Raw genomic sequence first — 15,098 nt, 5'->3', positions numbered from 1 at the left:
GCCTGCACCGTAGGATCCGCCGATGATCACCGTCACCTTCGGCACGGCGGCAGTCGAGACCGCGGTCACCAATTTAGCACCATCCTTGGCGATGCCGCCCGCCTCGTATTTCGAGCCGACCATGAAGCCGGTGATGTTCTGCAGGAAGAGAAGTGGGATCCTGCGCTGGCAGCAGAGCTCGATGAAATGGGCGCCCTTGAGTGCACTTTCGGAAAACAGGACGCCGTTGTTGGCGATGATCCCGACCGGCACGCCTTCGACATGGGCAAAGCCGGTGACCAGCGTCGTGCCGTAGAGCGCTTTGAATTCGTCAAGTTCGGAATCGCGCCTGGGTGCCGTTCAGCCAGTGAATCACTGCAGCCGAGGTGGCGATGCGCACCACGTTTTCTGTGAAAAATATTTATTTTAATCTAACATTGCTCACAGATAAGCTGTATTATTTGATTTATATATACGAAGAGAGTAGTTGAGTTAATGCGAAAATCTAATCACCGCAAGCCGCGTTGGGGCCGCATTATTCCTTTTGCGCTGGCCTGCATGCTGGCGCTTGGGCTGGTGATCGGCCTGACCGTCAACGCCCTGAACGATGACGGGGCCGATGCGGCTGGCTCGACCAGCCCCCAGGCCTCAAGCGCCAGTCAGGCGGCCTCTAAGGCAACGGCCAAATTGTCCTCGGCCAGCACTAGGAATCAGACCGCTAAAATTAAGCGCACGCTGACCCAGTACCTAAAGGGCGTGACTCAAAGCGGGCACGTTGCCGTCAGTTTTTACAATCTGGCGCCAGTTTCTGGCAGTGCCGCGGCTAAAGCGGCTGACGCGGCGGTTTACCAGGCAGGCAGCCTGGCCGTTGCCGAAAACGGAGATCAGCGCATGGTCGCCGCGTCAACGTTCAAGCTTTACATTACCGCCTGGCTGTTTCATGAGCTGGAGACCGGCGTGAAGACCTGGACGGCAGCCGACGAGTACGGGTTCCAGCGGATGATCGTGAACTCCGAGAATGACTATGCCGAAAGTCTGCTGCAGCAAAGTGGTGCGGCAGCGCTGAATCATTACTTTGCGACGCTTGGGACGGGGTACGTCTTTAAAACCGTGGGCACTGCGACCACGACGAGCAATGACTTGCTCACCATGCTGAAGGCCATCGAACGAGGCACCGGGCCGTTTGCCGATGCCGCACTGCGCCAAAAGCTGCTGACCGCGATGTGCAAGCAGGTATACCGCAGCGGCATTCCGGCTGCGGCCAGTGCAGTGGCCAACGGCAGCGTTGTTCAGGACAAGGTGGGGTGGCTGGGCAGTACGGATAACGATGCCGGTATTGTGACCACCCCGCACGGCGATCGGTACCTGCTCGTGATCATGACGGATAATGGCAGCTATCAGGATTTCTCGCAGGTCAAAGCCATTGCCAAGCAAGTGCAAACAATCGTTTACGGCTGACACCGAATTTTCCTGTCATCGAGGAGATTTCCCCGGTGGCTTTTTATTTGTCTCAAGCGCCGGCAATTGCGCTCGTTGTTCCCAGCCATGAATAACGGCAGTTTTAAAAAATAATAGATTGTTTATGTTGACGATAAGAAAATAAATGGGATATACTCACTGTATCAAAACGGATGGAGGCGGTTACATGACAACGACTGTGACGAAAGGGGCAGTGGTTCGCTGCCAGGCTAACGGCAATATGGAATATCCATTTATCGGTACCGTGGTCAAACGCTACGAGAACTCCGCATGGGTCACGATCGATGAATTTGATCCGCGCGATCAAATGAATGCGCGCGATCTGTTATTTCAAAGCGTGATTGCCTTGAAAAAAATGACGATTCTCAAGGCCGGTGAGCCGGAGCCGGAGCCGGCAGCTGAAGAGGCGGCGGGCTGACCAACCGCAGGCGGGCCTGCTACCGCACCAGAATTTCAACACCAGTTCTTAGCAACTGCGGAGCAACAATATATTGTCGGTGAGTTTTTAACGTTGATTCACCAAGAGTTCAACCAATATCCCGGTGAATGGGAATTTGGTGACTTGCAACGGGTATTGGGGATGATGATGCCCTTAGACCCTGACATTACATCAAAGCAGATTGAGCACATCGTTCCGACTGCTCAAGCATTGTTTGAATACTTGAAACGAACTGACCAGATTTCAATGGACCAGTATAAGACGGGGTTAAAAGCAATTGCTAATATGCAACCGTCACAGTCAATGCTGGCTTCATTATCCCGCAAGGAACGGGAAACCCAGCTGGTAATGTCCTTTATTCGTAGTCATGGGGTTAACATTGATGACATGAAGACTGCGGACCGCTGGATGGATGGTCACCGGGATGAGGTAGCTTCCTTTATGCGAGTTTTGCTTAAACCATGGCAGAAGTATGAACGGCAACAGGTCGCACAGCAGCAACAAGCGGCGGCACAACGCGCTCAGCTTAGTCAAAATAATGGTCAGGTTATTCATCATCACCGGGCCCCTCAGGGAATTAAATTTAGTAAGAAAGCACGTCATAAAAAACATCACCGTAAATAAAGAGGTGAACAGCAATGAGTATTCAAATCCCACAAAACATGACTGAAGTAGAGGTACAGCTACTTGACCGGCAAAAAGCTGGTGAGCAGGTTACCAAGGAAGAGATTATCCGCAATGCTGTGAAGGATACCTTGCAAGCATTGATGGATGAAGCCCTGGAAGGACACTATGATGATGTCAAGTGGGATGACCAGGGTCAAAACTTGCTGGTGTTTGACATTATGGGGAAACAGGTCGGCAAGGCCCACCCTCAAGCGGCTAGTTTTGTAGCTGATTTTACGGCCAGTCCGGACAACCTGATGGATTACTTCACAAAGGTAGTTACTAAGATTGTTGGTGGCCGGTGACTTGAAGGAGCGGTGTCAACTTTATTAAGGTTGTACCGCTTTTATTATGCCTTACATGGATGGAATATTAACAGTAGTGTGCTAACATTTGTTTTAATCGATGGCAATATTCTTTTTTCAGTCTAGCTGGGGATAATATGATTAATTGACTACCAAAAGATAGTAAATAATCAACCATGTACTTGGCTTCCTGATCTGTGTAGTAACCAGTTAATAGCTGGTCATTAATGGTCATGTGAGGATAATGGTTTTTAAGAAAGTGTTCTTGCCCCGACTTGGTAACCTGACAAGTAAAGTGAATTTTTGTTACCTGAGAATGACCTTTTCGATAAAGAACAGCTAATTGGTGAAGCGAATATGGAGCCGTTTGCTTTTTAATAATAAAATTTGTTAATAAATCGCACCGTAATCGAAAATTGGTGTGGGTATCAAGACTGATTCCATTTATAAACCAATTGCCATTGCGGTAGAGCAAGGAGAGTAATTGGGCCTTTACCTTAGTCTTTAATTGAAGTGAATTAAAACTAACCTCTTGACGGTTAATAATGGCCGTGAGGAGGCTATTTAAATTTAAACTTTGGTGAATAATAGGGACATTATAATATTGCACCGCTGATCGTTGCTTCTTAATCTGCTCCTGTTGTTCTTCTGGAAGGGTATCGAACAAACGCCTGGCTATTCGAGGATATGACTGTTGAAATGGGTTGTTGCTCAATATTTGCAATGCATCGATTGCAAAAAAGATTGCTGCAATTTCACTAAGTGCAAAAGTTACTGGAATCAATGGCCCATGGTTAATGATTTGGTAGCCACCATATTTTCCGTGGGTGCTATAAAAAGCTAAGCCCATTTTTTCGAGAGCATTTAGGTCGCGTAATGTTGTACGTTTAGAAATTGAAAATTCATCCTCTAAATCTTGAAGGTGAAAATGATGGTGATTATTGAGGTAAGTTAATTCTTGCGTTAATCTTTCCGCTTTATTCATTGATAAATCTTTCTTTCTTTTTTAATGGTGCCAGTAGTTGTCACCTTTTAATTTTATAATAACAATATCAGTTAAAGAAAGAGGATTTTAGATTATGAAAACATTAATTATTAATGCTCATCCTGATTTTAAAAACATTGCTGCGCATTATTCATTGCGGCTTCAACAATACTTGGAGCAACAATTGCAAAAGGATAACCAGCAATACACCATATTGAATCTTTATGATGAATGGCTTCCTCGGTTAGAGTGTGATGAGGATGGATTGTTAACTGCTTGGAATGATAATAATCACCATCAAGAGGCTACTAAAGTTCGCCAGCGCCAAGAAGAGCTCCTTCAACAATTTTTGACTTATAAACGTATCGTAATTGTGATGCCCTTGTTAAATTTCAACATTACTTCTCGCATGAAGGATTATATGGACAATATTTTAATTGCACGCAAGACATTCCAATATGTTCACAATGGGTCTGTGCCATTGTTAACTGATGGACGCAAAGTGATGTTTATTCAAGCAACTGGTTCAATTTATACCCATGATGATCGTTATGCTGGTTTGGATTTTGCGGTCGAATACCTCAAGCAAATGTTTACTAATATCATGGGCTTTGACCAATTCTACTTGGTACGTGCACAGGGAACGGCAACCAGTTACTGGAAACAAGATTCACTAGTAGCTGTCATGAAACGATTAGATCAAGAATTAGTTGAGTTTCGAAAATAATAATTTGGGATAATAAGTAAAGATAATCTTTATCGCCTGAGAGACTGCCCAGGTAACAAAATTGGCAAAGAAATACTTAAATTTAGCAAAGCACTCGACAATTACTATAAAAAAGGATGATCGTGATTAGTAAAAATCATGCTCATCCTTTTTGTTATCTTATAGTGTATTTTTGACATCGTAAGGCTTTTGCCCCTTGCCTGGGTTCTTGACGGCATCTTTAGCATAGAAGATGGCGTATTCTTCATCACCAGGTCCTTTGGCAATAACAAGGTCGTCGCTGTGCCGTTCACGTTTGAAAATTTGCCCTTGCCGGACCGCCTCGTTGTAATCATGAATATTGGCGATGGAGTCACCAGGATTAAAGAAAATACGTGTTTCCATCCTATCTCTCCTTTCTCATGCACGACTTGGTATGTCCATTTTAGCACGATCGAGGATATGACCGCGAGCAACGTGCAGAAATTCATTTAACCAATAACCGTTTTTAAGCGGCAGGTTAGTATCGAGAGCATAGACGGTTAGTGTATAATCATGTATTTTATCTGGTGGCTGGGGACCCACGTAACCTTGTGCAATCTGTGGATTACCGTTAACAAGTGCACCAGCATTACTGTTGCGCCCTTGCACAAACCGATCAGCAAGCTGACGACTGGCACCGGCCAGAATATTTGTCAATGTTGCTGGAATGTTAGCAGCAAGCCAATGAATCCAGGTAAAGCCACAGACGGGAGTGGAATCAAAATCAATAAAGACGATGGCAAATGATTTAGTACCGGTCGGCACTTCTTTAATAGTGATAGGGAATGATTTGATGGGATAACCTGCCAGCATGGCCGCACTTGGTGCGTATTTGCCATACTCATCGGCAAGTAACCCATCCTTTAATGGAACAGAAATTTGCATATAATTTCCTCCTATGCTTTTTCAAGATAAAGCTGCCGCAGCTGCGTGAGTTCTTCCGGACTAATTTCTAAATAATCTGTTAAGTAACGTTGGATGCCGCCAAAGCGATGTTCAATGATATCAATGGCCGCAGCCAAGTAATCATGGTTAACCGAGGCAAGTTCCCGGCGATTCTTGATTAGTATGTCAGTGGCTGATGTCTGTGGTAATTGATTACGGAGATCCTGTAACCACTGTTCCCGAAAACTAGCTGTAACGGTATTGGTCAGTAGGTAGTCCTTAAAAATAGTTTCACGTGGAACACCAAGAGCACTAAGGATTAAGAAGGCAGCCATTCCGGTGCGATCCTTACCAGCGGTACAATGAAAAATCGCAGCACCAGTTTGGTTGTGAGCAAGGAGGTTAAACATCTGTTGGTAAGCCTGTTTAGCACTAGGGATGGTAGCCATTCGCCGATAAACCACCAACATGTGACGATAACCATTACCAGGCTTTTGCATTTGCTGAGCAATTTCTTCATCAGAATGGGAAGCATCGGTTTCGTCCTCAGCAAAAACTGGCAAGTGGTAATAGTGTGCACCAGTGGGCAGTAAGTCAGGAGCTTGGCGGACTTCGGCTGGTGCTCGTAGGTCAAGGTCCAAGCTCACCGGGATTTTAGCTAGTTTTTGACGGTCGGTAATATTAAGCGTGGCGAGTGAGCCAGTTCGGAGTAGGCGCCGCCATTTAATACGATGACCGTCGACTGTTTGATAACCACCAAGGTCACGAAAATTATGGCCGCTTTGAATATTGAGTAGTCGTTCTGGCATTGAAGTTCTCCTTTTATTTATTAAGATTAGTTAGCTTAATTTTAGCGCTTTTTGAAATAAGGTGACAACTTTTGCGCCAGCTGCTTTCCCGCATTGATTGAACCAGTCTGGTCGGGATGCAGCCCATCAGTATAGGAACGGCACCAACCCGCAGTAGTAATGACTGGAAGCTGGTAATGAGTACCGATTGCCGTGATTACTGACTTAAAATTCTGTGCAAAGGGTACCATCATCATTACCCGTGCGTTGGGAAAGGTAGCAATGACTTGCTTGATGAATTGCTTATAAGTCGTTGCAAATGTCGCCGTAGTGAAATGCCGGTCGTTAACACCTAAATTAACCACGACTACGCGAGGATTGTTTGGCTGCCACTTAGTTTGGCTATCGATGCGTGTTAGAAACTCTTTTGCCACGGGGACATTTCCGGTTGCGGGACGGAGAACGCCACCTGCCGAGTATGCAATTCGAACGCTATCAACGTTAAGCAGGTCAGCACAAGTAGCGGCAAAATTGCTTTCGGGGCGGTAATCTATAGCAGCGTGGCGACCATTAACCCAACAGCCAGCAGTGATGGAGTCACCGATAAAATCAATTGATGGGCGGGGACCAGCCGGGGTTAAACGTCCAGCCCGATCGAGAGTTACCCCTTTGATGGCAAATCCCTGGTTACCATACCAAACGTCATCAAGGTCAGTGTTACCAGCAGCCATGACTTCGATTATGTGAGGCTTTAACGTTAAGTGACAGTTGATCTTGCCTGGTTGGGCCGAAAAACGATGCCAGTGTCCCCGGTCAACCCGGATAGCATAAACTTGGCTAGGGCCGAGTGTTGAGTGCCGGTTGGCTACCGTCAAAGAAAAGGTGATGGTGTTGGTAACACGGCAGCGAAAGTAGCTGCCTAAATTAGTAGTATAAAGAACTTTTCCATCTACCCAATTCTTGATTGTCCACCGCCCGGTTTGCTTAGCGATTGGTAATAGGGCTTGTGGAGTTAGTACTTGCTGCATAATAATTTCTCCTTATTAACGTTACTATAGTTTAACATTTTTAATTATGGTACTAGCATTTGGAAACGCTTGCGAACTTTGTGGGATAAAAATGAAAGCGCTTATTGACAAACGGAGTAAATAAGACTAAATTAGATTTAGTAAAAGTTTACTACATTCTTTAACATGAGATATGGAGGTTATTGTGATGGATAAGCAACAATTTTTAGATGAATATAAAAAAGTCTTTAAGGAAAACGGCAAGGATGTCTTTTTCTCACCAGGTCGGATTAACGTGATTGGTGAACACACTGACTACAATGGTGGACACGTTTTCCCATGTGCTATTAGCATCGGGACGTATGGTGTTTATGGCCCTCGTGAAGACAGCACGGTTGCCATTTATTCTGCTAACTCTGCTAAAGAGGAAAACAGTAAGATCATTACCTTTGACATCAACGATGACCAACCATTGACCGCTAAGGACGAAAAGTGGGTTAACTACTTTAAGGGAATGTTAGTTTACTTAAAGCAACGGGGCTATAAGATTGACCATGGGTTTAATTTCTATATTCATGGTTACCTGCCATATGGTTCTGGCCTATCTTCATCTGCTTCAATTGAAATGCTGATGGGGAATGTATTGAAGGAAGAATTCAACCTTGATGTCGATGAGATTACCCTGGTTAAGTTGGGCCAAAAGACCGAAAATGACTTTGTGGGCTTAAATTCCGGGATCATGGACCAGTTTGCTGTTGGCATGGGTAAGAAAGACAACGCAATTTACCTGGATTGCAACACTTTAGACTACAAGTACTTGCCACTGGAACTCGGTGACTATGAAATCGTCATTATGAGTACTAACAAGACTCACTCTCTGGCTGGTTCTAAGTACAATGAGCGGGTTCAAGAATGTCAAGAAGCCGTTAAGCGCTTGAGCAAGAAGCTGAACATCACCAAGCTGGGTGAAATTGACCTAGATACATTTGACCAATACACTTACCTGATTAATGATGATACCTTGATTCGGCGGGCTCGTCACGCAATTAGTGAAAACGAGCGGACGAAGAAGGCCATCGATGCTATGCAAAAGGGTGATTTGGAAGAGCTTGGCCGCCTGATCAATGCTTCCCACGTTTCACTGAAGTATGACTACGAAGTAACTGGTAAAGAATTGGATACGTTAGCTGAAAACGCTTGGGAGCAACCTGGTTGTCTTGGCGCTCGAATGGTCGGCGGTGGTTTTGCCGGCTCCGCAATTGCGATCGTTAAGAAGTCTGCTGCTGACGAATTCAAGAAGAACATTGGCAAGATTTACCGCGACAAGATCGGTTATGATGCTAGTTTCTATGATGCTGATGTTGTTGATGGCCCCCACAAGCTGTAATTAAAGACTTAGTTGTTAATTAATTCATTGTAATGAGAGGAACGAGATCAATGAAGTTAATGGAAGAATATGCTGATAAAGTTATTGCCAGCGGTGCTTACGAACCATTGGACCGAATCTATTTATTAAACAAAATTCGGGGTTTTGTTGGTGACAAAGATGTTGAGGCAAAGACCGATCAGCCATTAGTTAGTCAACTGGTCGACCTGGCTGTTAAGCGCGGTAAGATTGAAGATAGTCAAACTGCTCGTGAAATCTTAAACGACCAGTTGTATGATTTGATGACGCCGCGGCCGTCCGTGGTTAATCATGAATTCTGGGAAAAGTATCAGCAATCGCCTGATACTGCTACGAACTGGTTTTATCACCTTTGTACCAGCAATGATTATGTTAAGGTAGCAGCGATTAAGAAGAACGTGGTTTTCGATAAACCAACTAAGTACGGTAACCTGGAAATTACTATTAACCTTTCTAAGCCAGAAAAGGATCCTAAGGCAATTGCTGCTGCGGCTCACGACACTAAGAAGAAATATCCTCAATGTGCTCTCTGTATGGAAAATGAGGGTTACAAGGGGCGTTTAGGCCAAGCCGCCCGGAGTAATCACCGAATTATTCGGCTGATGATTGGTGGCAAGAAGTGGGGCTTCCAGTACTCACCATATGCTTACTTTAATGAACACTGCATTTTCTTAGACAGCAAGCACGAACCAATGCATATCAACCGGCAAACCTTAATTAACCTGGTTGAGATTGAAAAACAGTTCCCAGCTTACTTTGTTGGTTCCAACGCTGACTTACCGATTGTCGGTGGTTCCATGCTGGCCCACGAGCACTATCAGGGTGGTCGTCATACCTTCCCAATGATGAAGGCGGCAATCAAAAAGCCATTGAGCTTCAAAGATTACCCGGACGTTGAAGCCGGAGTAGTTAACTGGCCGATGAGCGACATCCGTTTGACTAGTGCTAATACGGAACAATTGATTGATCTTGGTACCCACATTATCAATGTTTGGGATCATTACAGTGATGAAAGCCTTGACATTAAGGCCTTTGATGGAGATACGCGTCACCATACCGTTACGCCAATCATGCACCGGGATGGTAAGCAGTTTGTACTTGACCTAGTTTTGCGTGACAATAATACTAATGACAAGTACCCATTGGGCATCTTCCACCCACACGCAAAGTTTTGGCACATTAAGAAGGAAAATATTGGCCTGATTGAAGTAATGGGTCGGGCAATTTTGCCAGCACGGTTGAAGAGTGAATTGGCAGAAGTTAAGAAGTTCTGGCTCGGTCAGGATAACCAGATTGCTGATAGTCATTTGCCATGGGCTAAGGAGATCCAGGCCAAGACGACCATCACCAAGGATAATGTTGATGAGGTAATGGAACAGGAATTGGCTAACGTCTTTGCTAATGTACTAGAGAATGCTGGTGTCTTCAAGGATGATGCCGCAGGTCAAGCTGGCTGGGACCGGTTTATTGAAAAACTATAGTAAAATTTGGTAAAATAGTTGTAAATATTGCGGAAGGGGTCGAAGAAACAAGATGGCAGTTACGCTACGAGATATTGCAAATAAAGCGGGGGTTTCTATTGCTACCGTTTCACGAATCTTGAATAATGATACGACCCTTTCCGTAAATGAGAAAACGCGACAACGGGTCTTGGATACTGCAGAACGCTTTAACTACACCAAACATAAGCGGACGCAAAGCAACCGGGTGCAAAAAATAGCAGTTGTTCAGTGGTATTCACTGACCCAGGAGCTAGATGACCTTTATTACATGGCGATTCGGATGGAGATTGAGCGCTCTGCCCAACAAAAGGGATTGCAGACGGTGCCCATCTATCAAAATAATATGGAGGATATTCCCCAAGATGTGACGGGTATTATTGCAATTGGGAAATTTAGTAATTCCCAAGTTAAGAAGTTGCGCCTGGTGACTCCTAATATTGTTTTTGTTGATTATGATAGTCTGGCGGCTGGTTATGATTGCCTTGTCCCTGATTTTGAAAATGCGGTTCGATCGGTGATCTCCGAATTTCTTAACGAGGGGATTGAGGATATTGGCATGCTGGCTGGAACAGAAAAGACTACTGATAACGAAATTGTTCCTGATTTACGGCGGTTTTACTTTGAAAGTGACTTGCGCCAGCGAAACCTGTACCACCCCGAATTTATCTTTGCCGGCAACTACACCTCGATGTCCGGCTACCAGGTAATGAAACGGGCGATCGCTGATCTGGGTGACCGACTGCCTCACGGGATCTTTATTGCTAATGATCCGATGGCGGTTGGTGCTTTGAAGGCGGTTCAGGAAGCCAAAATTCAGATTCCTGAACGGTTATCGCTGATTAGCTTTAACGACACTGCATTGGTTAAATATGTTTACCCAAGTATGTCAGCTGTGCATGTTGCCACTGATGAAATGGCTCACGCAGCCGTAGACATGATGATTAAACGTTTGCAAAATCCAGATAATGACCCATGCAAGACGGTTGTCGGGACTCACCTGATTAAGCGTCAGACAACTAAGTAACTTAATGTAAAAGCCTCATCCACGTTAATTGTGGATGAGGCTTTTTTGTTTTGAATGAAAAATTATTTATTTGAATAAACCTTTTGGCCACCGATCCATGTTTCAGCAACCCTGACGGTAGGAAGTTCTTTGGGAGCAACAGTGAAAATGTCCTTGTTCAAAACTACAAAATCAGCGTCTTTACCGGCTTCCAGTGTCCCATTTTGAGTAAAGCCGCCAATCTTAGCTGCATCTCGAGTATAACCGAGAATTGCTTGGGGAACCGTGATTGCTTCTTCAGGGTTCACTGTATCGCCGTTGGCGGCTTTCCTAGTGACGGCAGCATAGATACTATAGAAAGGACTATCAGGCTCTGCCCATGGCGTACAAGGGGCGTCAGAGCTTAATCCTAGTAAGGCGGATGAATTACGCATTGTCTTGACGCGGTAGGCGGTCTTGAACTGAGCCGGAGAAAGGTAATTGCGGTAAGATTCATCCTCGGCAAAATAGAAAATTGGTTGGGTAACTAAAGCATAGTTCATCGGACTGGCATTGATTTGAGCAAACATATCATCTGTCATCAATGAAGCGTGTTCGATCCGAACAGATGGCATGCCCGTGAGCCAGGGATGTAAGTCCTTAGTAACGTTGATTACCCGTTGAACGGCGGCGTTTCCCATGGCATGGATGGCAATTTGTAATTTATTTTGTCGAGCAAAGGCGACCTCTTGCTTGAGCTTAGCTACTGAGGTCAAGCTGACCCCCATTTTCCCAGAAGGGTAGGGCTCCTTGTTAAAGGCCGTTTCACCGGAAATGCTGCCGTCCATGAAGACCTTAATGCCGGCAACCCGAAGTTGTTGGTCACCACTAGGCCTGAGTGGCTTATGGGAGTCGAGTTCATCGAAAACGTAGTAGATAGATACCTTGGGAGCGAACCCTGCTTTGACGGCGTCCTGGTAAAGTTTCAGCGAGGTGTAAGGCTTCATTCGCCCCATCATTTCACCAATCGCGACGAGACCATTAGCGAGGTAGTGGTGGGAACTATTGATCATGTTAGTTATGTCGGTCTGGTAACTTTGCGCTGACTTAGCCCGAATCAATAATTGGCTAGCTGCCACTTCCCGCATAAAACCGGTTGGGCGGCCGTCGGCGAAATGCTCAATCTTACCACCGACCGGATCAGGGGTACTTTTGTCAATCCCCGCTAATTCCAAAGCTTTAGAATTGCCAACGGAAGAGTGGCAATCTGACCGGTAGATAAAGATTGGCTGGTCGGTAGAAACAGCATCGAGGTCGTCACGGTTGGGGCTTCGGTGTTCGGCTAGCTTGGTTTCATCGAATCCCCAGCCTTCAATCCAGGTGTCCGGACCCTTACCATAACTCGGTGATTGTCGTAGGGCAGCCTGCATCTCTTTAATACTATTGACGTTTGGTGGGGTACAAGCAGTTCCGTGAAGGGCGTCGGCAATATATTTAGGATGGGTGTGGCAATCGATTAGACCAGGTAGGATGGTTTGACCATGCAAATCAACGACCCTGCCTTCTGGGGTGAGGTGGTTACCACTAGCCTTGATTTTGCCATTTTCAATAATCATGGAATCACCGAAACCATTTTCAGTAGTGCCAAGGAAAATTTTACCGTTAACGTAAGTAGTTACCATTATGACATAGCCTCATTTCTTTAGAGAATTAAGATTATATTTCTAAGAATAATTCTACCTTATTTCAGCTAAAAATAAACCGCTTTCACTTGTGCAAAATAAAAAGTGAATGCAGTATAAAATAATCTTTATCAGTGTTCGGCTTTTAACAACAAATTTTCAAAATTTGACGAAAATAATTTAAAAATGTGCTAAAGTAGAACAAGATTATCTGAGAGGTTGGGTGAAAAGTGAAACATTACCGTTTTAGTCGACTTAGTATGGGTTGGCAAATTATGATTGGTTTGGTTCTCGGAATTATCTGTGGGGTTCTGGCCTACCATCATCAGAATGCCATTGTAGCAATGCAAAGCCTAGGAACTATTTTTATTCGGTTGATTCAAATGATCGTTATGCCGATTGTGGTTTCTTGCCTGACGGTGGGGATTGCTAACATTGGTGATATTAAAAAGCTCGGACGAATTGGTGGTAAGACTTTGATTTATTTTGAAGTCTTAACGACCATTGCCTTAATTCTAGGGATTACGATGGCTAATCTGACTCACCCCGGTACCTTTATCAATATCCATGACCTGCACGCGACAAATATCTCGCAGTATATGGCAACTGCCAAGACCGCCGCACACAATAGTGGCTTTTGGCCATTGCTTCTATCGATTATTCCCACTAACATCTTTAAGTCAATGGCGGACGGCGATATGATGCCCGTGATTCTGTTTTCGGTTCTTTTTGGATTAGGAATTGCAGCGGTTGGTGAAAAGGCTAAGATCCTGATTGACGTTTTAAACGGGGTCGCCGAAGTAATGTTTAAGGTTACCAATTGGGTCATGAAATTTGCCCCAGTCGGTGTCTTCGGCTTGATCGGCATGACGGTGGCCGAGATGGGATTAAAGGCACTTTTGCCCCTCGGTTACTTTATCCTGATTGCCTATACGACAATGCTAATCTTTATCATCGTGATTTTAGGGATTACCGCCCATATTTTTCACTTGCGTTACTGGAAGACAATGCACGTGATCTTTGAAGAAATCGTACTGGCCTTTACGACTGCCAGTTCAGAAGTAACTTTACCGCGGTTAATACGCAAGACCCATTTGATGGGGGTCAATAAGGGAATTACTTCCTTCGTTATCCCCACTGGATATACTTTTAACCTTGATGGATCAGCAATTTACCAATCATTAGCCGCTATATTCTTGGCACAGGCTTATGGTTTGCACTTGACGCTAGTTCACCAGATTACACTGTTGGTTGTCCTGATGATCACCAGTAAAGGGATGGCCGGCGTACCTGGCGCATCCTTCGTGGTCCTACTAGCTTCGGTGTCTACAATTGGTGTACCGATGGCTGGATTGACCTTCATTGCTGGAATTGATCGTTTTGTCGATATGGGACGAACTGCGGTTAACGTGGTTGGTAACTCCATTGCTACCCTGGTAATCGGTGAGTCTGAGGGCGAGTTAGATCGCCAACAATATAATAAATATTTGGATACTTATGGTAAGCAGAAGTAAGTAAGAAAACTGGTTTAATCTTACTAGTGCTAAAAAAGCGGTTGGCAAGGATCCTCTTACCAACCGCTTTATTTTTTATTCTTCTTGGTGGGGAGCCTGTAGTTCAACTCCCCGGTGGTTAACACTTGTGCTAAAGACAATCTGGGTACTGGTCTTGCCGAATCGCTGTTGGATGGTGTTGATAAAATCATCCAAATTAGTAGTCGAGGGGAAAACCACTTCCATGATTTCTGAATAATCACCAGTGACACAGTTACATTCAATTACGTTGGGAATACTTTGAACATAAGGATAAAATTCTTGCTTTTGTCGTGGCTCTAACTGAACCTGGATGAAGGCCTTAACGTGAAAACCAATCTTTTCCATATCAATGCTAGAGTGATAACCAGTAATAATACCGGCACGTTCTAGCTTAGTGATTCGGGCAGCAATAGCTGGTGAAGAAATAAAACACTTCTTAGAAAGGTCTTTTAATGAGGCCCGGGCATTTTTTTGTAATAGGTTGATAATTTTACGATCGATTTTATCCATAAAGATTAGCCTCACTCGTAACAATGTTTAAAAATATTATAAAATACTAATTTTTTAATCATTGTTTAATATACTTTCAAATTGTAGGAGATTTTACAAGAAAAGTCAATCTTCAAAAAAGTAAACCGATTAGCTAACTAGAGTTACGTATACGATATAATTAATGTTACAATATATATAAAAGCTGTTTGAAGTGGAGGC

At 44.5% G+C, this 15,098-nt stretch carries 16 protein-coding genes and 1 pseudogene; 9 read left to right on the top strand and 8 right to left on the bottom strand.

The genetic code is table 11. The features are described from left to right. Positions 1–321: pseudogene (locus ACEYV4_RS03095) on the bottom strand (carboxyl transferase domain-containing protein); the annotation flags it as partial. Positions 322–474: 153 nt separating this feature from the next. Between ACEYV4_RS03095 and ACEYV4_RS03090 the strand changes: the two are divergent. The 4 genes from ACEYV4_RS03090 to ACEYV4_RS03075 all read left to right on the top strand — a co-directional run bounded on the left by ACEYV4_RS03090 (position 475) and on the right by ACEYV4_RS03075 (position 2,868). After that, on the top strand, positions 475–1,437 hold the full coding sequence (locus ACEYV4_RS03090; protein WP_373841974.1) for a serine hydrolase: 963 nt from the start codon (positions 475–477) through the stop codon (positions 1,435–1,437). Between the two features lie 187 nt (positions 1,438–1,624). Continuing rightward, positions 1,625–1,876, top strand: a complete 252-nt coding sequence (locus ACEYV4_RS03085) for a hypothetical protein (RefSeq protein ID WP_056989407.1) — start codon at positions 1,625–1,627, stop codon at positions 1,874–1,876. Between the two features lie 93 nt (positions 1,877–1,969). Continuing rightward, positions 1,970–2,521: a hypothetical protein gene (locus ACEYV4_RS03080; RefSeq protein WP_373841973.1), complete on the top strand. Its 552-nt coding sequence runs from the start codon at positions 1,970–1,972 to the stop codon at positions 2,519–2,521. A gap of 14 nt (positions 2,522–2,535) precedes the next feature. Further along, positions 2,536–2,868 (top strand): hypothetical protein, encoded by a 333-nt coding sequence (locus tag ACEYV4_RS03075; protein ID WP_373841972.1) that lies wholly within the window; start codon positions 2,536–2,538, stop codon positions 2,866–2,868. Positions 2,869–2,935: 67 nt separating this feature from the next. Here ACEYV4_RS03075 and ACEYV4_RS03070 read toward each other — a convergent pair whose 3' ends face one another. Continuing rightward, complete coding sequence (locus tag ACEYV4_RS03070) at positions 2,936–3,853, bottom strand: helix-turn-helix transcriptional regulator (RefSeq protein WP_373841971.1); 918 nt, start codon at positions 3,851–3,853, stop codon at positions 2,936–2,938. Between the two features lie 94 nt (positions 3,854–3,947). Here ACEYV4_RS03070 and ACEYV4_RS03065 point away from each other — a divergent pair, with 94 nt between their 5' ends. Next, positions 3,948–4,580, top strand: a complete 633-nt coding sequence (locus tag ACEYV4_RS03065; protein WP_373841970.1) for an NAD(P)H-dependent oxidoreductase — start codon at positions 3,948–3,950, stop codon at positions 4,578–4,580. Positions 4,581–4,739: 159 nt separating this feature from the next. On the opposite strand, the gene ACEYV4_RS03060 is transcribed toward ACEYV4_RS03065, so the two are convergent. Genes ACEYV4_RS03060 through ACEYV4_RS03045 form a run of 4 tightly spaced genes read right to left on the bottom strand, consistent with a single transcriptional unit; the run spans position 4,740 to position 7,302 of the window. Further along, the gene (locus ACEYV4_RS03060) at positions 4,740–4,964 is read right to left on the bottom strand and encodes a hypothetical protein (RefSeq protein WP_373841969.1); all 225 of its coding nucleotides are present in this window, start codon (positions 4,962–4,964) and stop codon (positions 4,740–4,742) included. Positions 4,965–4,979: 15 nt separating this feature from the next. Beyond that, positions 4,980–5,486: a YbhB/YbcL family Raf kinase inhibitor-like protein gene (locus ACEYV4_RS03055; protein ID WP_373841968.1), complete on the bottom strand. Its 507-nt coding sequence runs from the start codon at positions 5,484–5,486 to the stop codon at positions 4,980–4,982. 11 nt (positions 5,487–5,497) lie between these two features. Further along, a complete protein-coding gene (locus ACEYV4_RS03050; protein ID WP_373841967.1) occupies positions 5,498–6,295 on the bottom strand; it encodes a tyrosine-protein phosphatase in 798 nt (265 codons plus the stop codon). Between the two features lie 41 nt (positions 6,296–6,336). Next, on the bottom strand, positions 6,337–7,302 hold the full coding sequence (locus ACEYV4_RS03045; RefSeq protein WP_373841966.1) for an SGNH/GDSL hydrolase family protein: 966 nt from the start codon (positions 7,300–7,302) through the stop codon (positions 6,337–6,339). Positions 7,303–7,489: 187 nt separating this feature from the next. Between ACEYV4_RS03045 and ACEYV4_RS03040 the strand changes: the two genes are divergently transcribed. Genes ACEYV4_RS03040 through ACEYV4_RS03030 form a run of 3 tightly spaced genes read left to right on the top strand, consistent with a single transcriptional unit; the run spans position 7,490 to position 11,212 of the window. Next, complete coding sequence (locus ACEYV4_RS03040; RefSeq protein ID WP_373841965.1) at positions 7,490–8,668, top strand: galactokinase; 1,179 nt, start codon at positions 7,490–7,492, stop codon at positions 8,666–8,668. A gap of 50 nt (positions 8,669–8,718) precedes the next feature. Next, positions 8,719–10,167: a UDP-glucose--hexose-1-phosphate uridylyltransferase gene (locus tag ACEYV4_RS03035; protein WP_373841964.1), complete on the top strand. Its 1,449-nt coding sequence runs from the start codon at positions 8,719–8,721 to the stop codon at positions 10,165–10,167. A gap of 52 nt (positions 10,168–10,219) precedes the next feature. Next, positions 10,220–11,212, top strand: coding sequence for a LacI family DNA-binding transcriptional regulator (locus ACEYV4_RS03030; protein WP_373841963.1), 993 nt, complete (start codon positions 10,220–10,222; stop codon positions 11,210–11,212). A 62-nt stretch (positions 11,213–11,274) separates the two neighbouring features. Here ACEYV4_RS03030 and ACEYV4_RS03025 read toward each other — a convergent pair whose 3' ends face one another. Next, entirely contained in the window at positions 11,275–12,852 is a 1,578-nt protein-coding gene (locus tag ACEYV4_RS03025) for an amidohydrolase (RefSeq protein WP_373841962.1), read from the bottom strand. Positions 12,853–13,082: 230 nt separating this feature from the next. Here ACEYV4_RS03025 and ACEYV4_RS03020 point away from each other — a divergent pair, with 230 nt between their 5' ends. Beyond that, entirely contained in the window at positions 13,083–14,366 is a 1,284-nt protein-coding gene (locus ACEYV4_RS03020; RefSeq protein ID WP_373841961.1) for a cation:dicarboxylate symporter family transporter, read from the top strand. A gap of 75 nt (positions 14,367–14,441) precedes the next feature. Here the strand turns inward: ACEYV4_RS03020 and ACEYV4_RS03015 are convergent, their stop codons facing one another. Then, on the bottom strand, positions 14,442–14,897 hold the full coding sequence (locus tag ACEYV4_RS03015; protein WP_373841960.1) for an Lrp/AsnC family transcriptional regulator: 456 nt from the start codon (positions 14,895–14,897) through the stop codon (positions 14,442–14,444). Between the last annotated feature and the right edge of the window lie 201 nt (positions 14,898–15,098).

It is taken from the genome of Limosilactobacillus sp. (assembly GCF_041859915.1).
GTDB lineage: Bacteria > Bacillota > Bacilli > Lactobacillales > Lactobacillaceae > Limosilactobacillus.
Note: the sequence above shows the minus strand (reverse complement) of the source record. Positions and strands in the feature narration are given on the sequence as shown.